This window comes from Klebsiella sp. GB_Kp047, assembly GCF_040065235.1.
GTDB lineage: Bacteria > Pseudomonadota > Gammaproteobacteria > Enterobacterales > Enterobacteriaceae > Klebsiella > Klebsiella quasipneumoniae.
In genome coordinates, this window is the sequence record NZ_JBEAJG010000041.1 from 71489 (window position 1) to 96430 (window position 24942).

General features: G+C 60.1%; 21 protein-coding genes. 14 read left to right on the forward strand and 7 right to left on the reverse strand.

The genetic code is table 11. From position 1 onward, the window contains the following. Positions 1-311 precede the first annotated feature (311 nt). Genes ABLV76_RS20885 through ABLV76_RS20895 form a run of 3 tightly spaced genes read right to left on the reverse strand, consistent with a single transcriptional unit; the run spans position 312 to position 4949 of the window. Positions 312-1928, reverse strand: coding sequence for a carbohydrate porin (locus ABLV76_RS20885; protein ID WP_032425871.1), 1617 nt, complete (start codon positions 1926-1928; stop codon positions 312-314). Positions 1929-1971: 43 nt separating this feature from the next. Then, positions 1972-3354, reverse strand: coding sequence for a glycoside-pentoside-hexuronide (GPH):cation symporter (locus ABLV76_RS20890; protein ID WP_043519650.1), 1383 nt, complete (start codon positions 3352-3354; stop codon positions 1972-1974). A 26-nt stretch (positions 3355-3380) separates the two neighbouring features. Beyond that, the gene (locus ABLV76_RS20895; protein ID WP_348878449.1) at positions 3381-4949 is read right to left on the reverse strand and encodes a sugar hydrolase; all 1569 of its coding nucleotides are present in this window, start codon (positions 4947-4949) and stop codon (positions 3381-3383) included. Positions 4950-5153: 204 nt separating this feature from the next. Between ABLV76_RS20895 and ABLV76_RS20900 the strand changes: the two genes are divergently transcribed. Continuing rightward, positions 5154-5978: a helix-turn-helix domain-containing protein gene (locus ABLV76_RS20900; protein ID WP_348878450.1), complete on the forward strand. Its 825-nt coding sequence runs from the start codon at positions 5154-5156 to the stop codon at positions 5976-5978. 55 nt (positions 5979-6033) lie between these two features. Here the strand turns inward: ABLV76_RS20900 and ABLV76_RS20905 are convergent, their stop codons facing one another. Further along, entirely contained in the window at positions 6034-6615 is a 582-nt protein-coding gene (locus tag ABLV76_RS20905) for a flavin reductase family protein (RefSeq protein WP_032456131.1), read from the reverse strand. Between the two features lie 214 nt (positions 6616-6829). On the opposite strand from ABLV76_RS20905, the gene ABLV76_RS20910 reads away from it, so the two are divergent. From ABLV76_RS20910 to nhoA, 4 genes are all read left to right on the forward strand, one after another. After that, positions 6830-7531, forward strand: coding sequence for an ABC transporter ATP-binding protein (locus ABLV76_RS20910; RefSeq protein ID WP_004202717.1), 702 nt, complete (start codon positions 6830-6832; stop codon positions 7529-7531). After that, a complete protein-coding gene (locus ABLV76_RS20915) occupies positions 7528-8496 on the forward strand; it encodes an ABC transporter substrate-binding protein (protein WP_004202716.1) in 969 nt (322 codons plus the stop codon). Before ABLV76_RS20910 ends, ABLV76_RS20915 begins: the two co-directional genes overlap by 4 nt. A 55-nt stretch (positions 8497-8551) precedes the next feature. Further along, on the forward strand, positions 8552-10207 hold the full coding sequence (locus ABLV76_RS20920; RefSeq protein ID WP_127113513.1) for an iron ABC transporter permease: 1656 nt from the start codon (positions 8552-8554) through the stop codon (positions 10205-10207). 76 nt (positions 10208-10283) lie between these two features. Then, on the forward strand, positions 10284-11129 hold the full coding sequence (gene nhoA / locus ABLV76_RS20925) for an N-hydroxyarylamine O-acetyltransferase (protein WP_017900510.1): 846 nt from the start codon (positions 10284-10286) through the stop codon (positions 11127-11129). 210 nt (positions 11130-11339) lie between these two features. Here the strand turns inward: nhoA and ABLV76_RS20930 are convergent, their stop codons facing one another. Then, complete coding sequence (locus tag ABLV76_RS20930) at positions 11340-11915, reverse strand: TetR family transcriptional regulator (RefSeq protein WP_025999264.1); 576 nt, start codon at positions 11913-11915, stop codon at positions 11340-11342. A gap of 119 nt (positions 11916-12034) precedes the next feature. Here ABLV76_RS20930 and kmrA point away from each other — a divergent pair, with 119 nt between their 5' ends. Further along, the gene (kmrA, locus tag ABLV76_RS20935; RefSeq protein WP_017900512.1) at positions 12035-13534 is read left to right on the forward strand and encodes an efflux MFS transporter KmrA; all 1500 of its coding nucleotides are present in this window, start codon (positions 12035-12037) and stop codon (positions 13532-13534) included. Here the strand turns inward: kmrA and ABLV76_RS20940 are convergent. Then, positions 13529-14419, reverse strand: a complete 891-nt coding sequence (locus ABLV76_RS20940) for an IclR family transcriptional regulator C-terminal domain-containing protein (protein WP_074423806.1) — start codon at positions 14417-14419, stop codon at positions 13529-13531. The genes kmrA and ABLV76_RS20940 overlap by 6 nt on opposite strands. Before the next feature lie 117 nt (positions 14420-14536). On the opposite strand from ABLV76_RS20940, the gene ABLV76_RS20945 reads away from it, so the two are divergent. From ABLV76_RS20945 to benD, 7 genes are all read left to right on the forward strand, one after another. Next, on the forward strand, positions 14537-15700 hold the full coding sequence (locus ABLV76_RS20945) for a muconate cycloisomerase family protein (protein WP_072140466.1): 1164 nt from the start codon (positions 14537-14539) through the stop codon (positions 15698-15700). Between the two features lie 19 nt (positions 15701-15719). Further along, positions 15720-16010 carry a muconolactone Delta-isomerase gene (catC, locus tag ABLV76_RS20950; protein WP_004202698.1) on the forward strand — a complete coding sequence of 97 codons (291 nt, stop codon included), beginning with the start codon at positions 15720-15722 and terminating at the stop codon, positions 16008-16010. A gap of 66 nt (positions 16011-16076) precedes the next feature. Further along, positions 16077-17003 carry a catechol 1,2-dioxygenase gene (gene catA, locus ABLV76_RS20955; RefSeq protein WP_004202696.1) on the forward strand — a complete coding sequence of 309 codons (927 nt, stop codon included), beginning with the start codon at positions 16077-16079 and terminating at the stop codon, positions 17001-17003. Between the two features lie 109 nt (positions 17004-17112). After that, entirely contained in the window at positions 17113-18495 is a 1383-nt protein-coding gene (locus tag ABLV76_RS20960; RefSeq protein WP_135683662.1) for a Rieske 2Fe-2S domain-containing protein, read from the forward strand. Further along, positions 18495-18980: a benzoate 1,2-dioxygenase small subunit gene (gene benB, locus ABLV76_RS20965; RefSeq protein ID WP_023318372.1), complete on the forward strand. Its 486-nt coding sequence runs from the start codon at positions 18495-18497 to the stop codon at positions 18978-18980. Before ABLV76_RS20960 ends, benB begins: the two co-directional genes overlap by 1 nt. A gap of 9 nt (positions 18981-18989) precedes the next feature. After that, entirely contained in the window at positions 18990-20006 is a 1017-nt protein-coding gene (benC, locus tag ABLV76_RS20970) for a benzoate 1,2-dioxygenase electron transfer component BenC (RefSeq protein ID WP_135683664.1), read from the forward strand. 9 nt (positions 20007-20015) lie between these two features. Beyond that, positions 20016-20789 (forward strand): benzoate diol dehydrogenase BenD, encoded by a 774-nt coding sequence (gene benD, locus ABLV76_RS20975; RefSeq protein WP_064183347.1) that lies wholly within the window; start codon positions 20016-20018, stop codon positions 20787-20789. On the opposite strand, the gene yddG is transcribed toward benD, so the two are convergent. Further along, a complete protein-coding gene (gene yddG, locus ABLV76_RS20980) occupies positions 20786-21664 on the reverse strand; it encodes an aromatic amino acid DMT transporter YddG (protein ID WP_004202687.1) in 879 nt (292 codons plus the stop codon). The genes benD and yddG overlap by 4 nt on opposite strands. A gap of 225 nt (positions 21665-21889) precedes the next feature. On the opposite strand from yddG, the gene fdnG reads away from it, so the two are divergent. Continuing rightward, entirely contained in the window at positions 21890-24937 is a 3048-nt protein-coding gene (gene fdnG, locus ABLV76_RS20985; protein ID WP_194417710.1) for a formate dehydrogenase-N subunit alpha, read from the forward strand. Positions 24938-24942 lie beyond the last annotated feature (5 nt).

Consider the following 24942-nt stretch of genomic DNA (forward strand, 5'->3'; position numbering starts at 1 on the left):
TTATGGTTTTATTGTTTTATCTTCATGGCAGTTTTTCTAGTGAGCAACGAACATTGAAAAAATACATGATGATATAAAAAACTTGCTGATTTAATTCCAGAGAGACAGCAACAAGTTTTATATGAGCTTAACATCGTTGAGAAAAAGCAAATCACTCATTGAGATGATAAAAACATCTTTTATATTTATTGCCTGTTATGGTTTTTATTTTAAAAGTTTAATGCATTTCATCTTGCGCAAGTAGCCTCATAATGTCTTGTTATTTATTTAAATAACCCCGTCCAAGCGTTTGCCCCGGACGGGCTACTTTATTAAAACCAAATCTCCGTCTGCACGCCGAAGTTCCATGTCCCGCCAGCGGTGAAGCCTTTGCTGCCGAAATCATCGTTGATCGCATAACGATCCAGGTCTTTATCCCAGTTCATCCACGTGACAAAGAAACGTATCTCCGGCCGCGCTTTGATATCAAACACATCGCCCACTTTAAAGGTGGGGGCGAAGGTCAGCTTGTAGAAATCACCGCGCACCGCCTGATACTGATAAACGTTGTCATTATAGCGATAGCTGCGCCCGTTCGGATTGAGATCCATATACTGCCACGAGGCCTCATACAGCAGGGCGAAGTGAGCGGAGATCCCTTGCGATACCCGCAGGTTAAACGTCGCCCAGTCGTAGCGGTCGCCGTCGCGATAGCGGTCTTCGCTGTGCTGGGCTATCACCGACGGCGCCAGCTGCCAGTTTTTCCCCAGCGGCAGGATCCCGTACGACGCAAAGCGCAGGGAGGCCGCGTTCTCGGTCAGGTCGCCATCGCTCCCCGGCTGACGCGCTTCGGCGCCCAGCCCGACGCCGTACTGCAGGGCGCTTTCCGACACCCCCGGCGCCAGGCCGTAGAACTGCTGTTTGTCGTGGAGGGCCAGCATCGCGTAGTAGCCGTTTTTGGCGGTGTTATCGCTGCGCAGGGCATAGCTCCCGGTGGTCGAGGTATTATCTTTCAGGTCATCGTTGCCCTGGGCGGTCATCACCGTGGTCATCAGCTGCCAGTTGCCGTAAAAATGGTTTGCGGTGAACAGCAGATTCTGGATGTCATTATCCGCGTAATTATCGCTGCCAAGGTCGCCGAAGTTACGCGCATACACCGAATAATCGCCGCGCAGGCCGCTTCCCCAGTCGACATCATTGATCCCGCCGCCGGTGCCACCGAGGAACATGATGTCGCTATCGGTAAAGTGGATATCGAAGTTATCCCGATCGAAGCGCTTGCCAGCCCAGATCGAGGCGCGTTTTAACGGCCCGGTGAACTCGGCGAAGTCGCCCATCTCGACGTACAGCTGACGAATGTTCAGATGGTGGCTGTCGTTATCCTGAACCCACGGATCCGGGTTGGTGGCCCCGTCGGCGAGCATGGTCTTAAAGCGCGCCCATGAGCCATCGTTGAAGGTAAGCTTTTTGCCAAAGCTCAGCTCTGCGTAATTATCTTTTTCGTTGCCGAGACGACCGACGTGGGCATCGCCGTTGAGCGAACTGGCCGGGGAGATACCTGGCCCGCCGCGGGCGCCTTTGCCGTGGCTGTTGACTAACATTCCGGAACGGGCGTAGGCGTTAAAGGTAAAGCCATCGTCCGGGGCGCGTTTCGCCAGCTGCTCGCTCAGCTGCTGATTGGTGGCCTGCTGTTTTTGTTCGCGAGCCGTGGTCTGTTGGCTGAGCGCCTGCACCTGCTTTTCCGCTGCCGCCGCGCGCTGTTCCGCGGCGCTGGTGCGCAGCTCCGCCTGCTGCGCCCGGCGTTTAGCTTCTCCCGCCTCCTGCTCCGCATGATTTAGCCGGGCCTCCAACAGAGCCAGCCGTTGCTCGACAGTGAGTGGGGCCGCACTCGCGCCGTAAGCCGAAAAAAGGGCGCAGCAAACCGCTGCGCTTATCAAAGAGATACGCATATCAATCCTTATTTTTTCAGAGGTATGAAGGGTGTGCTGCGCCTTACAGGGCGTGGTTTTCTCCACCAACAGACGATGCGTTCGACGGCGCACGGCGTCCAGCGTCAAGGTCAGCGCGGATCTGCTCGTACTGGTCGTCGAGGCGGTAGAAGCGACCCATCCACAACATTGAGGCCACAATCAGCAGCGCGGGGATATAGAGGTAGCAGGCTTTTATCGCCAGCATCGCGCCGTCGCTTTGCGTCTGGTTAGCGATATAACCGGCGGATGAGAGCAGTACCCCGGTAATGGCTCCTGCGCCCGCCATAGCCACCTTGCCAAGAAAGCCGTTGATGGAGGTTAAAATGCCGGCGGTATTGATGCCGGTTTTCCATACCCCGTAATCCACCGGATCGGCCTGCATGGAAAAGTAAATTGCCGTGCGCTGTCCGGCGCCAAGCGATAACACGACCGCTCCGGCAACCAGACCCCAGCTATTAACGCCTGCCGCCATCATCATACCCATGCCGACCAGGTTGATCGCGCTGGCGACCAGATACACGTGGCGCTTTTTCATTCGGCTGGCGAGCAGCGGCACGGTGAGGGTGCCCAGCAGGGGAACGAAGGTGGAGATTCCGGCGACGACCGCCGTGAGTTCGTTATTGCCGACGTAATAATGGAAGAAGTAGACCAGCGCCCCGGTTTGAAAGAAAAACGCGCCCCACATCAGGAAAATGTTGATGGCGAAGACGAACCACGGTCGATTGGCGCGCAGGCTGACCCAGGCGCGTTTTAAGGTCATGCGCTCCTGAGTAATGCTGATATTTTCCTTAACGTTCCGGAAGCTCACCAGCAGAAAAAAGGTGGCAATAACGCCGAAAACTACCGCCGTATAGAAGAAGCCGTGCTCCTGATTGCCTTTCCCCAGCGCGCCAACCAGCGGCAGAGTGGCGACCGCGACAATGGTCGCCCCGAGCGAGCCGAGCAGAATACGCACTGCCGACAGCGTCGTGCGCTCTCGCGAGTCGTTCGTCAGAAACGGCAGCATGGCGCAGAATGGAATATTAACGAGGGTATAGAGAAACGACAGGCACAAATAGGTGACAAAAGCGTAGATCAGCTTACCGGTGGTGCCGAAATCGGGCACGTAGAAGGCCAGAATACACAGCAGTCCAAAGGGGATCGCGCCAATCAGCAGATACGGACGGCAGCGCCCCCAGCGAGTGGCGGTATTGTCGATCACCAGCCCCATCAGCACGTCGGCCACGCCGTCCACCAGCCGGGTGACCAGGAACATCAGCCCGACATAATAGGCCGGGAGGCCCATCACGTCGGTGTAAAAAAACATCAGATACAGAGAGATCATCTGCCACACAAGGTTGCAGGAGAGGTCGGCGATGCCATAGCCAAGGCGTTGCCGCCAAAGGGTAAAGGTTGTTTCTGCCATAAAAGTAAACTCGCTTATCGTTGTTGTTAAAGTCCGTACTGGCGAATAAACCAGGCCGGGGTGCAGCTCCACGCATGGCAATAACTGTTTATCAGCTTGCTGCCATAAGGGGAAAAATCAGGATGCGCCGGGTCGAAGATTTCCCAGAAGGTATCGGCGCCGTAGTCGACCATTGCTCCCCAGTAGGCCTTGATCTCCGCTACCGCCTCCTCGCGCAGGCCGCATTGCAGCAGGGCGACAATGTGATGATGGCGCAAGTACGGGGTATTCATGGCAATGGCGGGCGGATGTTGCTGCAGGCGGCGCATCAGCGCTTGCCGCTGCCCGGCGGTGCCAACCTCCGCCAGTACCAGCCAGATCTGCGATGCCCATGAGACCTGGCGCGCGGCGCCGCTGATAAACACCTGCCGCTCGCTGTCCCACAGGTGGCGGAGGGCGGCCTCTTTCAGCTGCGCGAGCGTAGCGGTGTAGTCGGCTACCCGCTGCGGTTCAACACGCTGCGCCAGCCAGAGGGCACGCTGCAGGCAGTAGATAAGCACCCCCTGCGCCGACGACTGTTTATTCAGTTCCGCCTGCCAGTCGATAAATACCCACCAGTCATCGCTGTCACGTACCAGGCCGCGGGTATCGCAGCGGGTCAGCGCCAGCTCGATTTGCCGTCGCGCCGTGGGCCACAGTTCACGGGCGGTTTCCATGTCGCCAGTGCTTTGCAGGTAGTGATAGAGTACGTCGACAAAAAATAATGAATAATCAAAGAGAAATGTGTCATCGGCGCGCACGTCAGGCTGAACAAAGACATTGGCGGAGACCATGCCATCTTCCCGGGTATGGCCGGCAAACAGGTACAGGCAGCGGCGGACCAGATCGTGGTGGCCGAAGGTCACGTCATTGACCAGCGCCTGCAGGCGCAGGTCGCCGAGCCACAGCCGACGGTCGCGTTTCGGCCCATCCTCAAACACCTCCTGCATGCAGTTTTGCAGGGTGCGAACCGCGACGTCATCAATGGCTTTCAGCTCCGAATCGGCGATGACCGCCGGCTGCGGGCTGCCGGCTGAGGTAACGGTTTCCAGGGCTATCTCATCGAACTGCAGACGAAATTTGCGCGACAGCGCTTTGATTTCCACCTTCAGGTAGCGCAGGCAGTAGCGACGCGGCAGGTCAACCCGGGCGGGCAGGACGTCGAGCCACAGATCCTGTTGCTGCAACCAGCTACTGCTCAGCCACCCCTGGTACTCGCTGAACGGCTCGCAGACTTCGCTCAGCGTTTCGCCGAAGGTGAAGTGCAGATGGGCCGGGGCATCCGGCGGGCTGCCGACGCTGCGGCAGCTGAACTGCAGGTAGCCAACAAAATGGCTGCCAAAGTCAATGATGATGCTGTCGCCGACGCGAAGCGGCTGCTGATAAAACTGCTCAGGCGTGCAGACGGTGTGTCCCCGCCAGCCGTTCAGCGCCGCCGGATCGGCGACGGCCTCGACGATGGCCTGCGGCGCCTGGCGCTGACGATGTAGCGCGGGCGTTAGGGCGGCCGCACGTTCTAATAAATGCGGATGGCGGGTCATCGCCACACTGGAATTGTATTGAATTGCCTGTGACATACTGCGTCCTCTCCATTAGGTTAGGCGCAGCATAGGCCGTCGTCCGGCGGCACCACCACTCTGGCAATGCCAAACCGTCAGTGAAAATGGCAGGAATAATGAGGTGGGGGCGCTGGCGATCACAAATCCGCACATCGGGCGCGTGCCGAGGGCCGGAATAGATTATCGTGCCCCTGCGCACCAGGCTGTTCAGGATTTGCTGTAATGATGACACTGACCGTTGAGTATTATTTTACCCACCCCCAGGATAAGCTCGGCATGTACGCCAGCGACCCGGAAGATAATAGCCAGGAACATGGCCACGAGTTTGCCGAGCTGGTGATCGTCGAGGAGGGGCATGGATTACACGTTATTAATGGCCGCCCGCTGTATATCCAGCAGGGCGATGTATTTTATGTCCAGGCTGGCGATGTCCACTATTATGATGAGCTGGGGACGCTGAAGTTGATTAATGTCTTAATTAATCCGGCGGTGGCCTTTCGCTATTTACAGCAGATGGAGGGATTGCTGCAGCAATTATCGGCGCAGCGCGCCGCCTGCTATGGCTGGCTGGCACCGGAGACCCGCAGCTATTGTCGGGAACTGGTGGAAAAGATATTTTCCCCGGCGCTGAGGGCGGCGGATAATACCCCGCAACGGGAGTCTCTCTTCTTCCAGCTGGTGACCACCATTCTCACAGCCGAGTCGGAAGCCGAATATAGCAGCACCCGCTATAAACTGCATAAATTACTCACCTGGCTGCAGGAGCACTGTTTCGAAGAACATAACTGGCAGCAGCTGGCAGAGCAATTTCATCTCACCACCCGCACGGCGTTTCGCCATATTAAAGAGGCCACCGGATTAACGCCGGATAATTATCTGAAACGTCTGCGACTGGTTTCCGCGCGGGTCAAATTACGCGAAACGGAGATGACCATTACCGAAGTGGCTTATCTGTGCGGCTTCGCCAACAGCAACCACTTTACCACCCTGTATAAAAAAGTGTTTGGCCTGACCCCAAGCGCCGATCGCCGCCACCCACCGGGTTAAAAGGGGGGCCGCAGGCCGGGCAGGGGAAAAATCTGCCACCCGCGGCAGGTCACGCTTATTCGTCGAGGGAGTTTGCCCGCACATGACGACCGCTGGCGACAAAATTGCCGGTGCCAAGATGATGCAGGGTATTGAGCTTATCGTCGTCGAACTGCCAGCGTCCGGTGACGAATGCGCGTTCATCGGCGGCGGCAGACACCACCTCCCCGAACAGGGTGTCGTACTGGGTCTGGGCCGCCGTCGCCGGCAGCAGGCGGCACTCCATCCATGCCAGACACTTCTCCTCGATCAACGGCAGGCCCAGCTCCGGACCGGTCACCACCGGAATTCCGTAAGCATTGAATTTGTCTTCATCGCGGCCGCTGACGCTGCCGACGGCGTAGGTCCAGCTGGCGGCGGCCACGCCGGGAACCACGATGCCGAAGGTGCCGTTGCGCTCGATGATTTCCCGCGTCCAGGTGCTTTTATCCACCACGATAGCCACCCGCGGTGGGGCGAATTCCACCGGCATCGACCAGGCGGCGGCCATGACGTTGCGCCGGTCGGACGCAGCGTCGTAGCTGGTGATCAAAATGGTCGGACCGTGGTTGAGCAGGCGGCTGGCATACTGCAGTTCCACGTGGCGAAAGCGGCTCATAGGCGTTCCTTGAGTAATGGGTCGGTTGGCGGGTAATACGTTAAGCCGCAATGAAAATGTAATCAATACGTCATCTCGTCTGACTATAGTCGCCAGCACAAAGTCCCAAAGAGGATCACAATATGTTGGCTCCCCTGATGTTATCCCAGGTGAGCGCGCCCCGTCGGATGTCGACCGCCGGGCAGGGGTTGCTTTCCCGCAAGGGAGGGCGACAATGCGCGCGCTGACCCCTATCACTCTGCAGGCGGTCTCATTCGCCTTCGCAGAGACCCCCATTCTCGATCGCTTCTCGCTGCATATCGAACCCGGCAGCATTGTGGCGCTGCTGGGCCCGTCCGGCTGCGGCAAAAGCACCTTGCTGCGCCTGCTGGCGGGGCTGAGCGTGCCGGCCAGCGGTGAAATCCGCTTTGGCGATCGACTGGTGGCCCGCGCAGGCTGGGGATTGCCCCCGGAACAACGCGATATCGGCATGGTTTTCCAGGATTACGCCCTCTGGCCGCATATGAGCGTGGCGCAGAACGTCGCCTTTCCGCTGCGCATGCGCGGCATTGCCCGCGCCGAACGCGAGCGCCGGGTGAGCGAGGCGCTGGCGCGGGTGGGCCTCGACGGCTTTGCCGAACGTAAACCTTCAGGCCTTTCCGGCGGCCAGCAGCAGCGGGTGGCGCTGGCGCGGGCGATCGTCGCCGCGCCGCGGGTGCTGCTGTTTGATGAGCCGCTCTCCAACCTGGACAGCGAACTGCGCGAATCGCTGTGTGGCGAAATGAGCCGCCTGCTGCGCCAGCTCGGCATCACCGCCGTGTATGTTACCCATGACCGCCGTGAAGCCGAGCTGTTAGCCGACCGGATAGTCCATTTATCCGCGGGCCGCGTGGCCGCTGTCCGCGCCGTTACGCCAACCTCAGGGGACGTTGTATGAACACCGTTATGACCGTTAAGAAAGGAGTGGTACTCGCGATGGCTCTCTCCGCCATGATGCTCTCAAGCGCCCATGCGCTGACCGTTTACACCGCCGGCCCTGGCTCGCTGGCGAAAAGCCTGGCCAGCGGTTTTGAACAACAGACCGGGGTGAAGGTGACCGTTTTCCAGGCCACCACCGGCAAAGTGATGGCCCGTCTGGAGGCCGAGCAGGCCAACCCACAGGCGGATGTGCTGATCTCCGCTTCATGGGATACCGCGGAGGATCTGCACCAGCGGGGTTGGTTGCTGCCTTTTCACAGCGCCAATGCCGACAAGGTACCGGCTAATCTGAAATCGGCGGACTATATCGCCCAGGGGGTCTCGGCGCTTGGCATCGTCTGGAACAGCAAAAGCGGCACTCCGGAGCCGAAAGAGTGGCGGGATCTCACCCAGCCGGCGTTTAAAGATAAGGTGACGACGCCTGACCCGGCGCTCTCCGGCGCGTCGCTGGATCTGCTGATTGGCCTGCAAAACAGCATGGGCGACCAGGCCTGGCAGCTGTTTGACGATCTGAAAAAGAACGGCATGGTGGTCAGCGGCCCCAACGCCCAGGCGGTGACGCCGGTGATGCAGGGGGCGAAAGCGGCGGTGTTCGGCGCGGTGGATTATGTCTCCTACGGCAATATTCAGCAGGGCGAGTCGCTGAAGGTGATCTTCCCGCCCAGCGGGACGGTGATTGCCCCACGCCCGATGATGATCCTCAAAACCAGCCAGCATGCCGACGACGCCAAAGCCTTTATCGATTACGTGCTGTCGCCGGAAGGTCAGGCGCGGGTCGCCGACGCCTGGCTGATGCCCGCTCGCCGCGATGTGGCCGCTAAACGCCCGCTGCTGGACGCGCTGAAGGTCTTGCCCACCAGCGGCGAGGGGAGTAGCGAGCGTAGCGCCGTCCTGACCCGCTTCAGTCAGCTGTATGCCCAATAATTGACACGGTTCTCCGGCGCTGGCCGCCGGAGAACGCTTCGTTTCAGGAACCGCTGTGAAACAAAAATTCCTTTCCGGCGTGACCCTTGCTGCCCTGACGCTGCTGGTCGCGTTACCGCTGTTGTTTATTCTGCTGCAGGCGATTTTTCCCCATTTTAGCGCCGGTTCGCTCCATGACGCCTTTGGCGGCGTCTCGCCGCTGCTGGCGGACCCTCAGCTGATGTCGATGCTCGGCGGTACGCTGTGGATCGCCGGCGGCGTGGCGCTGGCCAGCGTCCTCATTGGCCTGCCGCTCGGCATTCTGCGCGGTATGTTTTCGTTGCCGCTGCCCCGGCTATGGGACCTGCTGTTTTTGATCCCCTTTCTGACGCCGCCCTATATCTCGGCGCTCTCGTGGATGTTGGCGCTGCAACGCCAGGGCTATCTGCAGCAGCTGACCGGCTGGCAGCTAAACGATCTGCTATTCAGCCGCAGCGGGATCGTGCTGGTGATGACCTTTAATATTTTTCCCGTGGTCTACTTTGCCGTCTCCCGCAGCCTGCTGGCGAGCGGGCAACGGCTGGCGATGGTCGCCCGGGTCCATGGCGCCAGCGCCTGGCGCGCCTTCTGGCACGTGACGCTGCCGATGCTCTCCCCGGCGCTGGCGGCGGGGATGCTGCTGGCGTTTACTCTCGCCATCGAGGAGTTTGGCGTACCGGCGGCGCTGGGCAGCCGGGCGGGAGTGGTGATGCTGACGGTGGGCATTGAGAAAAAGCTGGCCGACTGGCCGGTGGATCTCACCGGCGCTGCGCTGCTGTCGCTGCTGCTGATGGCGGTAGCGCTGTTCGCCTGGTGGCTGCAAACGCGGCTGGTGGGGGAGAAGGAGGTCACCAGCGTCACCGGCAAACCGGGAGAAAACCGTGGGACATCGCTGGGCTGGATGACGCTGCCCGCGCTGCTGGCGATGGCGGCCGTCGGCGGCCTGGCGGTCGGGGTCCCCGCCGCCTCGATGATGCTCACCAGCCTGATGGGCACCCTCTCGGGCGGAGTCAGCCTGGAGAATGTCACGCTGCGTCACTTCGCGGCGCTGTTCGACCAGCAGGGCGATGCCCTGTCGGCCCTCGGCGTCAGCCTGTCGCTGGCGTTAGGTTCGGCGCTGATCGTCGGCGCGCTGGGGCTGCTGGCCGCCTGGCTGGTAATGGTGCAGAAGATCAAAGGGCGCGGGGTGGTGGATGCGCTGTCGCTGATGCCGGCGGCGCTGCCCGGCGTGGTGGTGGGGGTGGGATTGATCCTGCTGTGGAATCAGCCCTTCTGGCCGCGCTCGCCCTACAACACGCTGTGGATGCTGCTGCTCTCCTATTGCTGCCTGCTGCTGCCCTGGCCGGTGCGCTATGTCGGCAGCGCGCTGCGCCAGCTGGGCCCGAACCTTGAGCCCGCCGCCCGGGTGCACGGCGCGTCGCCGCTGCGGGCGCTGCGGTTGATTGTCCTGCCGCTGGTCTTTCCGGCGCTGCTGGCGGCGATGCTGATGGTGTTTGCGGTGGCGTCCCGGGAGCTGGTGACTTCGCTGCTGCTGTCGCCCGCCGGCACGCAGACCGTGGCGGTGTTTATCTGGCGCCAGTTTGAACAAGGATCCGTTGGTCAGGGCATGGCGATGGCCAGCCTGACGCTGTTGACCGGTCTGGTCCTGATGCTGACGGCGCTGGCGCTGATGCAGCGCAGCACGCGCGGTTAACAGCAAGCGCACAAAAAAGAGGGTCGGCGCGGAAAAATAGGCTATAAATGTCGGACACCTACAGCTGGAGACCCTGATGAGTCCCTTTTTACGCGCCTATTTTTCCCGTCTGGGCTGGACGGGCGAGCCTGATGTTTCCATTGATACCTTGCGCCAACTGCATCTGCAGCATAACAGCGCCATCCCCTTTGAAAACCTCGACGTCCTGCTGCCGCGCGAGATCCATCTTGACGACCTGGCGCTGGAAGAGAAGCTGATCGCCGGCCGCCGCGGGGGGTATTGTTTTGAACAAAATGGCCTGCTGGAGCGCGCGCTGCGCGAAATAGGCTTTAACGTTCGCAGCCTGCTTGGCCGGGTGGTGCTGGCCAATCCGCCGCAGATGCCGCCGCGCACTCACCGTTTATTGCTGGTGGAAGTGGCGGGCGAGCGCTGGGTAGCCGACGTTGGCTTCGGTGGCCAGACGCTGACCGCGCCGATTAAGCTGCTGGCCGATATCCCGCAGCAGACGCCGCACGGCAGCTATCGTCTGGTGCATGAAGGGGATGAGTGGACGCTGCAGTTCAACCATCACGAACACTGGCAGTCGATGTACCATTTCGATTTAGGCCGCCAGTATGCGTCTGATTATGTGATGGGTAACTTCTGGTCGGCGCACTGGCCGCAGTCCCACTTCCGTCACCACCTGCTGATGTGCCGTCATCTGCCTGACGGCGGCAAAATGACCCTCACCAATTTCCACTTTACCCACTGGGAGAATAACCACGTGGTGGAGAAGGTCGATTTTGCCGATGTCTCCGCGCTGTACGAAGGGCTGCAAACCCGCTTCGGCCTGGGCGTGGACGATCCTAAACATGGCTTCAGCGAAGCGGCGCTGGCGGCGGTGATGGCGGCTTTCGATACGCATCCGGAAGCCGGGAAGTAAATTTCCTCATGCCCGGCGGCGCTGCGCTGACCGGGCCAGGGGAAAGATATCGAAGGGAGATAGAAGCGTTTATGTAAGCCGGGTAAGACGTAGCCGCGATCCGGTAAACTAACGGCACAACGCGTTAAATGGCTTCCGCCAGCAGCCAATGCCTGCGATGGAACTACGCCGCGCCATAGAGGATCGTTATCGTCGTAATGTCAAAGTCAGCTAAAACAATTCCAGAGTAATCATCTTATTCAAATAACGGCTAAACGCCGTCTCGTCCAGGGTCTGGGTGCCGAGGGCGTAAATCCCGTCGAGGCCGCACACCAGGGCGATAAAACGCCAGGCGATATCCGCCGGCGGCTCGGTCGAATGAAACTCACCGCAGGCGAGGCCCTGCTCAACGATCGCCACGGTCTCGGCATGCCACATGGTCATGGTTAGCAGGTAGGCCGCTTTGATGTCCGGGTCGCTGTCGGCCAGTACCTGGCCTTCCCGCCACAGGCGGATATAGGGTTCCAGCCGGCCATCCTCGCTGCCGATCATCGAGAATAACCGCTCGCGCCAGCTGGCGTCCTCGGCCACCAGCGGCATGTCGAGCATCTCGCGGATAAGACGGATGAACACCTGGGACTTCAGCTCGCCGATGGAGGCGAAGTGGTGGTGCAGTTGCCCGGCGGCCACCTGCGCTTCGCGGGCGATCTGCCGCACGGTCATGGCGCTGAAGCCGCCGCGCAGCGCCAGGCGCATGGCGGCCTGCATAATCCCTTCCCGTCGCTCATCCCGCTGTAAATAGTGCATAGAACCCCGCTGATATCTGGCTTTGGCCGAGTGTAACAAAAAGTTGGACATGCGTTCAACAATCCGGCAGGATCGCCATCCTGGACGTGTGTCCAAGTTCTAACATTGAGGTACAAGCTATGTCACGGCAATGGATGACGCTGATGGCGATTTTGCTGGTTTATATTCCGGTGGCGATTGACGCCACGGTGTTGCATGTGGCCGCGCCGACCCTCAGCGTCGCGCTGGGCAGCAGCGGCAATGAGCTGCTGTGGATCATTGATATCTATTCATTGGTGATGGCCGGGATGGTGCTGCCGATGGGCGCCCTTGGCGATAAAATCGGCTTTAAACGTCTGCTGCTGCTCGGCAGCGCTATTTTTGGCGTCGCCTCGCTGTGCGCCGCACTGTCGCCGACGGCTCTGACGCTGATTGCCTCCCGTGCCCTGCTGGCGGTGGGGGCGGCGATGATCGTCCCGGCGACGCTGGCCGGCATCCGCAGCACCTTTGCCGAGGCCAGCCAGCGCAATATGGCGCTGGGGCTGTGGGCGGCGGTGGGCTCCGGCGGCGCGGCCTTTGGCCCGCTGGTGGGCGGCATATTATTGGAGCATTTCTACTGGGGATCGGTGTTCCTGATCAACGTGCCGATTGTGCTGGTGGTTATCGCCATTAACGCGAAAGTGGTGCCGCGCCAGCCCGCGCGCCGCGACCAGCCGCTGAACCTGCTGCAGGCGCTCATTTTGATTGCGGCGATCCTGATGCTGGTGTTTAGCGCCAAATCGGCCCTGAAGGGCCAGCTGGCGCTGTGGCTCACCGCGCTGGTGGCGATCGGCGGGGCGGCGATGCTCACCTGGTTTATCCGCAAACAGCTGTCGGCGGCCCGGCCGATGGTGGATATGCGACTGTTCACTCATCGCATTATTTTAAGCGGGGTGATGATGGCGATGACCGCCCTGATTACCCTGGTGGGTTTTGAGCTGTTGATGGCTCAGGAGCTGCAGTTTGTGCATCAGAAAACGCCGTTCGAGGCGGGGATGTTTATGCTGCCGGTGATGGTGGCCAGCGGCTTTAGCGGGCCGATTGCCGGGATGCTGGTGTCGAAGCTCGGGCTGCGCGAGGTGGCGACCGGCGGGATGTTGCTCAGCGCCTTCAGCTTTCTGGGCCTGGCGCTGACCGATTTCAGCACTCAGCAATGGTTGGCCTGGGGGCTGATGACGCTGCTGGGCTTTAGCGTCGCCAGCGCGCTGCTGGCCTCCAGCTCCGCCATTATGGCGGCGGCGCCGAAGGAGAAAGCGGCGGCGGCCGGGGCGATCGAAACCATGGCCTATGAGCTGGGCGCTGGCCTCGGCATTGCCCTGTTCGGCCTGATCCTGACCCGCAGCTACAGCGCCACCATTGTGCTACCGTCCGGGCTGAATGAGACCATGGCGCAGCGGGCGTCGTCATCGATCGGCGAGGCGGTCAGCCTGACCCAGGCGCTACCCGCCGGGGTGGCGGAGGCGCTGATGGCGGCGGCGAAGGCGGCCTTTACCCAGGCGCACAGTCTGGTGCTGGCGACAGCGGGGGTCATGCTTCTGCTGCTGGCCGCCGGGATCTGGCGCAGCCTCGCCACGGTGACGAAGCCGCAGACGGCGCTATAGCTGTAGCGACAGGTCCATCGCCGCGCGGCGTAGCGGGGCGAGGGCTTTCTCTTTTAACGCCGCGGCGCTGACCGTCGCGGCCGGCACCCCGACATTCAGCGCGGCCACCACCTGGCCATGACGCGACAGCACCGGCACCGCCAGCGAGCACAGGCCCACCTCTATCTGCCGGTCGGCGAGGGCATAGCCCTGCATGCGCACCCGATCAATCTCCGCGCGTAGCCCGGCCATATCGCACAGGGTGTGTGGGGTGTAGCGAATGAGCACGGCACGTGACAGTGTCACCTCCAGCTGCTCTTCCGGCAGCGCGCTGAGCAATACCCGACCCATCGACGTCGCCCACGCCGGCAGGCGACTGCCGCGTCCGATATCGACGCTCAATAAATTATTCACCGCCGCGCGGGCAATATAGAGCACGTTATCCCCGTCGAGTGTCGCCGCCGAACAGGATTCGCCGAGGGCTTTGCCGAGGCTGTCCAGCGCCGTCTGCGCCACTTTCGCCAGCGGGGTGCCGGCGAGATAGGCATGGCCCACCGCCAGCACCCGGGGGAGCAGCTCATAATGGCGGCCATCCGGGCTATGGACCATGCCCAGCGCGGCGAGGGTATACAGGCAGCGGCGTACCGCCGCGCGGGAAATTTGCGTTTTCTGGCTTAACTGGGAAATGGTCAGCCGCTGACGCTGTGGGGTGAAGGCGTTAAGCACCTCCAGACCGCGGGCCAGAGACAGCATAAAGTTGGGATCGTGCTCGGCCTGCCTGGCGCTCAGCGTATTGGGGATATTGTCGCTCATCGCATCCTTCTCCGTTGCAGCGTAAAGCTCACGGCAGATCACTATACATTGCGCAAAATGGGGCGCGCTGAATTGTGCCGGTTTTACCACCACGATCACATTAATAACCGTCTTTTAACAAACGCGTCGATAATCGCACAACATTTCGATTATCGCCGTTGACCATCCGCCAGGCCGAACCCTATTGTCAATGGCATAGCCCTCCCCGTTATGGATGTGGGTACAAAAAGTTATACATCTCATCAGGAAGCGAAAATGACTGCCACCGTAGAACGTATTGAGAGCTGGATTGTGGATGTCCCAACCATCCGGCCACATAAATTGTCGATGACCACCATGGGATGTCAGACGCTGGTGATCGTGCGCCTTACCCGCTCCGACGGCATCTGCGGCATTGGCGAGGCCACCACCATCGGCGGCTTGAGCTATGGCGTCGAGAGCCCGGAGACTATCTCGTCGGCGATAACGCATTACCTGACGCCGCTGCTGCTGGGGCAACCGGCTGATAACCTGAATGCGCTGACCGCCCGCATGAACAGCGCCATTAAAGGCAACACTTTTGCCAGGTCCGCCATTGAAACCGCGCTGCTGGATGCCCAGGGCAAAGCGCTGGGGCTGCCGGTGTCGGCGCTGCTCGGCGGCGCGCTGCAAACGGCGTTGCCGGTGCTGTGGACGTTAGCCAGCGGCGATACCGCGAAAGATATTGCCGAAGGGGAAAAACTGTTAGCCGAGCGGCGCCATCAGGCTTTTAAGCTGAAAATTGGCGCACGCGAATTAGCGACCGACCTGCGCCATACTCGCGCCATTGTGGAGGCGCTAGGGGATCGCGCCAGCATCCGCGTCGACGTCAATCAGGCCTGGGACGCCGCAACCGGCGCGAAAGGCTGCCGCGAGTTGGCGGCGATGGGCGTCGACCTCATCGAACAGCCGGTCAGCGCCCACGACAACGCGGCGCTGGTGCGGTTAAGCCAGCATATTGAAACCGCGATCCTCGCCGACGAAGCGGTGGCCACCGCTTACGATGGCTATCAACTGGCGCAGCAGGGCTTTACTGGCGCTTACGCGCTGAAAATCGCCAAGGCCGGCGGACCGAACAGCGTACTGGCGCTGGCCCGCGTCGCCCAGGCGGCGGGTATTGGCCTGTATGGCGGCACCATGCTGGAGGGGACCGTCGGGACTGTCGCCTCGCTACACGCCTGGTCGACGCTGCCGCTGCAGTGGGGCACCGAAATGTTCGGCCCGCTGTTGCTGAAAGACGATATCGTCAGCGTACCGCTCTCCTTTGCCGACGGCGAGGTGGTGCTCCCGCAAATCCCGGGTCTTGGCGTCGAGCTGGATGAAGACAAACTGCGTTTTTACACCCGCCAGGCGTAGCGGGAAACAGGAGAAACAGATGCTATTTAAAGTGGATATGACCGTGAATATACCGCTCGGCTTTCCCGTCGCCGAAGCGGAGGAAATAAAACAACGCGAAAAAGCCTATTCGCAACAATTACAGCGGGAAGGCAAATGGCGACATATCTGGCGCGTCGCCGGTCTTTACGCCAATGTCAGTATTTTCGATGTCAAAGATACCGAAGAGTTACATCAAATATTAATGGGATTGCCGCTGTATCCTTTTATGGATATTCGCGTCGAGGCGCTGTGCCGCCATCCCTCGTCTGTTCGTGACGATGATAGCTAATAATAACACCTGACCTCATGCCGGGGTGACCCGGTAAATACCCTACAACGATAAGAGAGAATAATAATGAGTAATGCTTTCGTACAACAAGAAGCCGTGCAGAAATTATTACGTGAAGGGGCGGGTTTACATGTCCCTGGCGGAAACGAACGTTTTAAAGCCATTATTCACCGTCTGCTGGAGAATATCTGTACGCTGATCGACGACTATAACATCACCGAAGAAGAGTTCTGGCATGCGGTGAACTATCTGCATGCGCTGGGTGGTCGTCAGGAGGCGGCGCTGCTGGCGGCAGGGCTGGGTCTGGAGCATTTCCTCGACCTGCGTCAGGATGCCATTGACGCAGCGGCGCGCCGGGAAACCGGCACCCCGCGCACCATCGAAGGGCCGCTGTATGTGGCCAATGCGCCGCTGGCCGAAGGTCACGCCCGGATGGATGATGGCGCCGACCCAGGGGAAGTGATGTGGCTGCATGGCCAGGTCAAAGATACGGAGGGCCGGCCGGTGGCCAACGCCATCGTCGATATCTGGCACGCCAATACCCTCGGCAATTACTCCTTCTTCGACCCGAGCCAGAGCGAATACAACCTGCGCCGTCGGATCCGTACCGGCGCCGATGGCCGCTATAGCGTGCGCAGCATCCTGCCTTCCGGCTACGGCTGTCCGCCGGATGGACCAACGCAGAAATTGCTGGATCAGTTAGGCCGCCACGGCAACCGTCCGGCGCATATTCACTTCTTCGTCTCCGCGCCGGGGCATAAACATCTCACCAGCCAGATCAACCTCAGCGGCGATAAATACCTGTGGGATGATTTTGCCTTCGCCACCCGCGACGGTCTGATTGCCGACCCGATTAAAGTGACGGACCGCGAGACTATCGCGCAGCGCGACCTTGAGGGAGAGCACACTGAGGTCTGTTTTGATTTCACCCTGTGTAAAGCGCTCAGCGCCGACGAAGAGCAGCGCGGCGCCCGCCTGCGCGCCAAAGCGTAATCTGCTGTAACGGCCCCGGGCACGCGGTTGCCCGGGCCAGACATTGCACCTGAAAGCTAACAATTCACCCGGTTTATTTCATCCTGAATACTGCAGGAGGGACTGACTCATGCAAAAAACGCTATCAGCGCTTAAAGACAAAATTAACAACGCCTTAATTGTCGATCGTGAAAATCATATTTACCGCTGCCATCGGTCGATATTTACCGACCCGCAGCTGTTTGAATTTGAAATGAAGCATATCTTCGAAGGTAACTGGGTATTTCTCGCCCATGAAAGCCAAATTGCCGAACCGGGTGATTATTATACCCTGACGCTGGGGCGTCAGCCGGTGATTATTACCCGCGATAAAAAGCATGAGCTGCATGCGTTAATTAACAGCTGCGCTCATCGCGGCGCCATGTTATGTCGAAGGAAAACCGGGAATAAAAACTCTTTTACCTGTCCGTTTCACGGCTGGACCTTCAGCAATAACGGCAAATTATTAAAAGCTAAAGATGAAAGCACCGGCGCTTATCCTGACACCTTCAAACAGGAAGGATCTCACGACCTGCAAAAGCTGCCGCGTTTTCAGTCCTATCGCGGTTTTTTATTCGGCAGCCTCAATGCCGACGTGCAGCCGCTGGAAGCCTATCTCGGGGAAACTTGTAAAATCATCGATCTGATCGTCGACCAGGCGCCGGAGGGGCTGGAAGTGCTCAAGGGTTCGTCGAGCTACGTTTACGAAGGCAACTGGAAGCTGGGCGCGGAGAACGGCGCTGATGGCTACCATGTCAGCGTGGTGCACTGGAACTACGCCTCCACCATGTCGCGACGCAACTATGAAGCGCAAGGCACCCATGCGGTGGACGCCAACGGCTGGTCAAAAAGCCTCGGCGGCGGCTACGGATTTGATAACGGCCATATGCTGCTGTGGACCCGGGCGCTGAATCCGGAGGTGCGCCCGGTGTATGCCCATCGCGAGCGTCTGCAGGCGGAATTCGGCGAACGGCGCGCCGACCAGATGGTCAACGAAACCCGCAACCTGTGCCTGTATCCCAACGTCTACCTGATGGATCAGTTTTCTACCCAGATCCGCGTTATCCGCCCGATTGCGGTCGACAAAACCGAAGTCACTATCTGGTGCTTTGCCCCGAAGGGGGAGTCCGACCAGGCGCGGGCCCTGCGTATCCGCCAGTATGAAGATTTCTTTAACGTTAGCGGGATGGGCACGCCGGACGACCTCGAGGAGTTCAGCGCCTGTCAGCGCGGCTATCTCGGTGAAAATCTGGCGTGGAGCGATCTCAGCCGCGGCGCGCTGCGCTGGGTCGACGGCCCGGATGAGCATGCGCAGCACGCCGGATTTAATCCGCGCTTAAGCGGCGTGAGATCGGAGGACGAAGCGCTGTACATCGCCCATCACCATCACTGGCAGACGCTGATGCTCACGGCGATTGAACAAGAGCAGCAGCGCTATGACCAGTCGATCACCCAGCGCGTGGAGGTGGCCTGATGCTGAACCTCGAACAGGTACGCCAGTTTCTCTATTACGAAGCCCGTCTGCTGGATGACCGTCAGTGGGATGAATGGCTCAGCTGCTACAGCCCGCAGGTGATCTACTGGATGCCGGCGTGGGGCGACGACGATCAGCTGACGCGCGACCCGCAAAAAGAGATTTCGCTTATCTACTATCCCAACCGGGAAGGGCTGGAGGATCGCGTTTACCGCATTAAAACCGAGCGCTCCGGGGCCAGCACGCCGGAGCCGCGGACCACCCATATCATCAGCAACGTCGAACTGCTGGGGGAGAGCGACGAGGGGCTGGAGGTGCGTTACAGCTGGGTGACCTGGAGCCACCGCTATCAGCACACCGATGCCTTTTTCGGCGCCACCTGCTGCACGCTGACCGAGCAGGACGGCCGGCCGCAGATCGTGCGCAAAACCGTGCGCCTGAATAACGACTATATCCGTCAGGTGATTGACGTTTACCACATTTAAGAGGCGCCTATGACCTTCACTATTGCTCTTAATTTTGAGGACGGTATCACCCGCTTTATTCAATGCCATGCCGGAGAGAAAGTCCTGGATGCTGCCTATCGGCAGAAGGTGAATCTGCCGATGGACTGCTCGGACGGCGTGTGCGGCACCTGCAAATGCCACTGCGCCAGCGGGGAATACGATCTCGGCGAGGAGTATCTCGACGAGGCGTTAAGCGATGAGGAAGCGCAGGCCCGCCAGGTGCTGACCTGCCAGATGGTGCCCACCAGCGACTGCGTTGTCGATGTGCCGGTGGCCGCCGCGCAGTGTAAAACCGCCCTGACGAACGCCGGGGCGCAGGTGCGACAGGTGAATTGTCTGTCCGATACCGCCATCGAGCTGGTGGTCGCCCTCGATGAGCCGCTGGACTTCCTGGCGGGGCAGTACGTCAACATTCAGGTGCCAGGCACGCCGCACGTTCGCGCCTATTCCTTCAGCTCCCGGCCAGGCTCGGCAGAAGGGCGTTTCCTGATCCGTAACGTGCCCGGCGGCATGATGAGCCAGTGGTTAACCCTGCAGGCGCGGCCCGGGGATCGTCTTACCCTCAGCGGCCCGATGGGCAGCTTCTATCTGCGCCACGGCGAACGTCCGCTGCTGATGCTGGCCGGCGGTACCGGGCTGGCGCCGCTGCTCTCCATGCTCGAGACCTTGCAGGCGCAGAACGCCGCGCGCCCGGTGACCCTGCTGTATGGCGTCACGCGCGACGCGGACCTGGTGAAGACCGAGGCGCTGGAGGCATTCCGTCAGCAGTTAACCCACTTTCGCTGGCTGCCGGTGGTGGCGGATGAAAACAGTCCTTGCCCACAGCGCGGCTTCGTCACCGACCATCTTAACGACGCCATGCTGAATAATGGCGAGGTCGATATCTACCTTTGCGGCCCGCCGCCGATGGTCAACGCGGTCGCCACGGCGCTGCGCGAGCGAGGGATCACCCCGGCGGGCTTCTGGTACGAGAAATTTATCGCCAGCCAGAGCGCGGCGGCATAAGGAGGCAGTATGCGTTTTAGCGATAAAGTGGTCGCCATCACCGGCGCGGCTCAGGGCATTGGCCGACAAACCGCGGAGCAGGCGGCTGCGGAAGGCGCGGCTCTGCTGCTCATCGATCGTTCGCCCTGGGTGCATGAGCTGGCGGCGACGCTGGCTCAGTCCGGCAGTCAGGTGCTGGCGCTGGAGGCGGACCTGGAACAGTGGCCGAGCGCCGAGCAGGCGTTTGCCGACGGGGTGGCGCATTTTGGCCGCATCGATGTGTTAATCAATAACGTCGGGGGGACCATCTGGGCGCGGCCGTTTGCCGAATACCAACCGGAGCAGATTGAGAGAGAGATCCGCCGCTCGCTGTTTCCCACCCTGTGGGGCTGCCGCGCGGCGCTGCCGTGGATGCTGAAGCAGGGCAAAGGCTGCATCGTCAATATCTCGTCGGTGGCGACGGCGGGGGTCAACCGGGTGCCTTATTCGGCGGCGAAGGGAGGTGTGAATGCGCTGACCCGGTCGATTGCCATGGAGTACAGCGGCAGCGGCATCCGCATCAATGCCGTCGCACCGGGCGGGACGGAGGCGCCGCCGCGCCTGACGCCGCGTAACGACGAGCAGCCCAGTGAGCAGGAGAAGGCGTGGTATCAGCAGGTGGTCGATCAGACGGTGGCCAGCAGTCTGATGCACCGCTACGGCACGCTGGCGGAACAGGCAAACGCGATTCTGTTTCTCGCCAGCGATGAGGCCAGCTATATCACCGGCGTCACCCTCCCGGTGGCGGGCGGCGATCTCGGCTAACGGCGGGTTGCATACCAGCAGAGCAGGGAGCCGAGACACACCATCCCGGCCCCCTGCCAGAACGACCATGATAGCGCGGCGCTAAGCAGGATCGCCGCCAGCGCGGAGGAGAGCACCGGGGTGAAGTAGGAGGCCGCCGCCAGCAGGCTGACGTTGCCGTGGAGGATCCCCACGTTCCACGCGGCGTAGGCCAGACCGAGCGCCACCGCTACCGTCAGCAGCTTGATGCTGACCGGCCAGCTGAAGACCATCGGCGGCTGCGGCGTGGCGAGAAACTTCAGCCATAGCGTCAGCGCGGTTAACAGGACGAACAGGGTAATGGCATTTTTGCCGCCGGCATATTTGGCCGTCACCGTGCAGTAGGCCGCCCAGATAAAGGCGCCGACAAAGGCCAGCAGATAGCTGAGCGGACTGGAGATGACGTTGCTGATAATCTCCTCCAGCTGCAGGCCGTGCTCACCCCCCAACACCCAGCCGACGCCAAGCAGGGCGAGAAGCAAACCGGGGATCACCAGCCAGCTGCTTTTCTGACCATTAAACAGGATGGCGAACAGGATGGTCAGGCTGGGCCACAGATAATTGACCATCCCCACCTCAATGGCCTGCTGACGGCTGGCGGCATAGCCCAGGGACAGCGCGAGGCAGATTTCATAGCTGACAAACAGCACGCTGCCGGCCAGCAGATAGCGGCGCGGGATCTGGCGCAGGTTAGGGAAACCGACGGTAAAAATCAGCAGCAGGCCGCTGAGGCTGTAAATCATCGCCGCGCCGCCGACCGGTCCCAGTCCTTCGCTGACGCCGCGAATCAATCCGACCATCGTGCTCCATAAAATAATGGCGGCGAAGCCGATGGTCGTGGCTCTCTTTTTCTCCATGCTTATCCTGAGGGTTACGCGAATGCAGCCGGCATATATATCATCTTTTGACCGCCGCGGGGTGAAATTTTCCGCCATGGGTAACCCCTGGGGATTAGTGAAAACGGCCGCGGCTGGCGATTAAGGGGGAGTGGGTTTTGCTCCTTGATTTGACGCAAATTTTCCCGGGATTTTACTGTTAGTTTCCTCCGCGCGATGAATCAACATCCTGCATGGAGGAATGCAATGGACGTCAGCCGCAGAAAGTTCTTTAAGATCTGCGCAGGCGGTATGGCCGGAACCACAGCTGCCGCCCTGGGCTTTGCCCCCAAAATGGCGCTGGCTCAGGCACGCAACTACAAATTGCTGCGTGCGAAAGAGATCCGCAACACCTGCACTTACTGCTCCGTTGGCTGCGGGCTATTAATGTATAGCCTCGGCGACGGCGCGAAAAACGCTAAAGAAGCGATTTACCATATCGAAGGAGATCCGGACCATCCGGTGAGCCGCGGCGCGTTATGCCCGAAAGGCGCCGGCCTGCTGGACTATGTCCACAGTGATAACCGCCTGCGCTACCCGGAGTACCGCGCCCCGGGATCCGATAAATGGCAGCGACTCTCCTGGGATGAAGCCTTCAGCCGCATTGCCCGGCTGATGAAAGCCGACCGCGACGCTAACTTTATGGAAAAGAACGAGCAGGGCGTAACGGTTAACCGCTGGCTTTCCACCGGCATGCTGTGCGCCTCGGCGGCGAGTAATGAGACCGGCATGCTGACGCAAAAATTTGTGCGATCGCTCGGCATGCTGGCGGTAGACAACCAGGCGCGCGTCTGACACGGACCAACGGTAGCAAGTCTTGCTCCAACATTTGGTCGCGGTGCGATGACCAACCACTGGGTGGATATCAAAAACGCGAACGTCGTGGTGGTGATGGGCGGTAACGCCGCGGAAGCCCACCCGGTGGGATTCCGCTGGGCGATGGAGGCGAAAAACAACAACGACGCCACGCTTATCGTCGTCGACCCGCGCTTTACGCGCACTGCGTCGGTGGCCGATATCTATGCGCCGATTCGCTCCGGTACCGACATTACCTTCCTGTCGGGGGTGCTGCTGTACCTGATCGAACATAACAAAATCAATGCCGAGTACGTGAAGCACTACACCAACGCCAGCCTGCTGGTGCGGGATGATTTTGCCTTCGAAGAGGGGCTGTTCAGCGGTTATGATGCGGACAAACGCCAGTATGATAAATCGTCCTGGAACTACCAGTTCGATGAAAACGGCTACGCCAAACGCGATGAGACGCTAAGCCATCCGCGCTGCGTGTGGAACCTGCTGAAGCAGCACGTTTCCCGTTACACGCCAGAGGTGGTCGAAAATATCTGCGGTACGCCGAAAGTGGACTTCCTCAAGGTGTGCGACGTGCTGGCCTCAACCAGCGCCGCCGATCGCACCACCACCTTCCTGTATGCCCTGGGCTGGACGCAGCACACCGTCGGCGCGCAGAACATTCGCACCATGGCGATGATCCAATTGCTGCTCGGCAATATGGGCATGGCCGGCGGTGGCGTGAATGCCCTGCGCGGTCACTCTAATATTCAGGGGCTGACTGACCTTGGCCTGCTGTCTACCAGCCTGCCAGGCTACCTGACCCTGCCTTCTGAAAAGCAGCCGGATCTGCAGACGTACCTGGCGGCCAACACGCCAAAAGCGACCCTGCCGGACCAGGTGAACTACTGGAGCAATTACCCGAAATTCTTTGTCAGCCTGATGAAATCCTTCTACGGCGAGGCGGCGCAAAAAGAGAACGACTGGGGCTTTGAGTGGTTACCGAAGTGGGACCAGGCTTACGACGTTATCAAATACTTCAACATGATGGATAACGGCAAAGTCACTGGCTATATCTGCCAGGGCTTTAACCCGGTCGCGTCCTTCCCGGACAAAAACAAAGTGGTTCGCAGCCTGAGCAAGCTGAAGTATATGGTGGTTATCGATCCGCTGGTCACCGAAACTTCCACTTTCTGGCAGAACCACGGCGAGTCTAATGACGTCGACCCCTCGACGATTCAGACGGAAGTCTTCCGCCTGCCATCGACCTGCTTTGCCGAAGAGGACGGTTCGATCGCTAACTCTGGCCGCTGGCTGCAGTGGCACTGGAAAGGTCAGGATGCCCCAGGTGAAGCACGTAACGACGGCGAGATCCTGGCCGGGATTTACCATCGCCTGCGCGAACTGTACCGCACCGAAGGCGGGAAAGGCGCTGAGCCGCTGCTGAAGATGAGCTGGCGCTATAAGCAGCCGGACCATCCGGAATCGGAAGAAGTCGCGAAAGAGAACAACGGCTACGCGCTGGCGGATCTTTATGACGCCAACGGCACCCTGGTGGCGAAAAAGGGCCAGCTGCTGAACAGCTTCGCGCTGCTGCGCGATGACGGCAGCACCGCGTCGTCTTGCTGGATCTACAGTGGCAGCTGGACGGAGCAGGGTAACCAGATGGCGAATCGCGATAATGCCGACCCTTCGGGTCTGGGTAATACGCTGGGCTGGGCCTGGGCATGGCCGCTTAATCGCCGGGTGCTCTATAACCGCGCGTCAGCCGACATCAACGGCAAGCCGTGGGATGCGAAGCGGATGTTGATCCAGTGGAACGGCAGCAAGTGGGTCGGGAATGATATTCCGGACTTCAATACCGCGCCGCCGGGGAGCAACACCGGGCCATTTATCATGCAGCAGGAGGGGCTGGGTCGCCTGTTCGCGCTGGATAAGCTGGCGGAAGGGCCGTTCCCGGAACACTACGAGCCGATGGAAACCCCGCTTGGCACTAACCCGCTGCACCCGAAGGTGATCTCCAGCCCGGTGGTGCGTTTGTATAAAGAGGACGCCATCCGCTTAGGTAAGAAGGATAAGTTCCCGTATGTCGGGACCACCTATCGTCTGACCGAGCATTTCCATACCTGGACCAAGCATGCGCTGCTCAATTCCATCGCGCAGCCGGAACAGTTTGTCGAAATTAGCGAAGGGCTGGCAAAAGCGAAAGGGATTGCCAACGGCGACCGGGTGAAAGTCAGCAGCCAGCGCGGCTTTATTCGCGCGGTAGCGGTGGTGACGCGCCGCCTGCAAACGCTCAACGTCAACGGCCAGCAGGTGGAGACCGTCGGGATCCCGCTGCACTGGGGTTTTGAAGGCGTGGCTCGCAAAGGCTATATCGCTAACACCCTGACGCCGAACGTTGGCGATTCCAACTCGCAAACGCCGGAGTATAAGGCGTTTCTGGTCAACATCGAGAAAGCGTAAGGAGC

What these genes read in the sequence shown, in the direction of transcription:
- ABLV76_RS20885 (WP_032425871.1), bottom strand. Translation starts at nt 1,928, where the DNA reads ATGCGTATCTCTTTGATAAGCGCAGCGGTTTGCTGCGCCCTTTTTTCG.
- ABLV76_RS20890 (WP_043519650.1), bottom strand. Translation starts at nt 3,354, where the DNA reads ATGGCAGAAACAACCTTTACCCTTTGGCGGCAACGCCTTGGCTATGGC.
- ABLV76_RS20895 (WP_348878449.1), bottom strand. Translation starts at nt 4,949, where the DNA reads ATGTCACAGGCAATTCAATACAATTCCAGTGTGGCGATGACCCGCCAT.
- ABLV76_RS20900 (WP_348878450.1), top strand. Translation starts at nt 5,154, where the DNA reads ATGATGACACTGACCGTTGAGTATTATTTTACCCACCCCCAGGATAAG.
- ABLV76_RS20905 (WP_032456131.1), bottom strand. Translation starts at nt 6,615, where the DNA reads ATGAGCCGCTTTCGCCACGTGGAACTGCAGTATGCCAGCCGCCTGCTC.
- ABLV76_RS20910 (WP_004202717.1), top strand. Translation starts at nt 6,830, where the DNA reads ATGCGCGCGCTGACCCCTATCACTCTGCAGGCGGTCTCATTCGCCTTC.
- ABLV76_RS20915 (WP_004202716.1), top strand. Translation starts at nt 7,528, where the DNA reads ATGAACACCGTTATGACCGTTAAGAAAGGAGTGGTACTCGCGATGGCT.
- nhoA (WP_017900510.1), top strand. Translation starts at nt 10,284, where the DNA reads ATGAGTCCCTTTTTACGCGCCTATTTTTCCCGTCTGGGCTGGACGGGC.
- ABLV76_RS20930 (WP_025999264.1), bottom strand. Translation starts at nt 11,915, where the DNA reads ATGCACTATTTACAGCGGGATGAGCGACGGGAAGGGATTATGCAGGCC.
- kmrA (WP_017900512.1), top strand. Translation starts at nt 12,035, where the DNA reads ATGTCACGGCAATGGATGACGCTGATGGCGATTTTGCTGGTTTATATT.
- ABLV76_RS20945 (WP_072140466.1), top strand. Translation starts at nt 14,537, where the DNA reads ATGGATGTGGGTACAAAAAGTTATACATCTCATCAGGAAGCGAAAATG.
- catC (WP_004202698.1), top strand. Translation starts at nt 15,720, where the DNA reads ATGCTATTTAAAGTGGATATGACCGTGAATATACCGCTCGGCTTTCCC.
- catA (WP_004202696.1), top strand. Translation starts at nt 16,077, where the DNA reads ATGAGTAATGCTTTCGTACAACAAGAAGCCGTGCAGAAATTATTACGT.
- ABLV76_RS20960 (WP_135683662.1), top strand. Translation starts at nt 17,113, where the DNA reads ATGCAAAAAACGCTATCAGCGCTTAAAGACAAAATTAACAACGCCTTA.
- benB (WP_023318372.1), top strand. Translation starts at nt 18,495, where the DNA reads ATGCTGAACCTCGAACAGGTACGCCAGTTTCTCTATTACGAAGCCCGT.
- benC (WP_135683664.1), top strand. Translation starts at nt 18,990, where the DNA reads ATGACCTTCACTATTGCTCTTAATTTTGAGGACGGTATCACCCGCTTT.
- benD (WP_064183347.1), top strand. Translation starts at nt 20,016, where the DNA reads ATGCGTTTTAGCGATAAAGTGGTCGCCATCACCGGCGCGGCTCAGGGC.
- yddG (WP_004202687.1), bottom strand. Translation starts at nt 21,664, where the DNA reads ATGGAGAAAAAGAGAGCCACGACCATCGGCTTCGCCGCCATTATTTTA.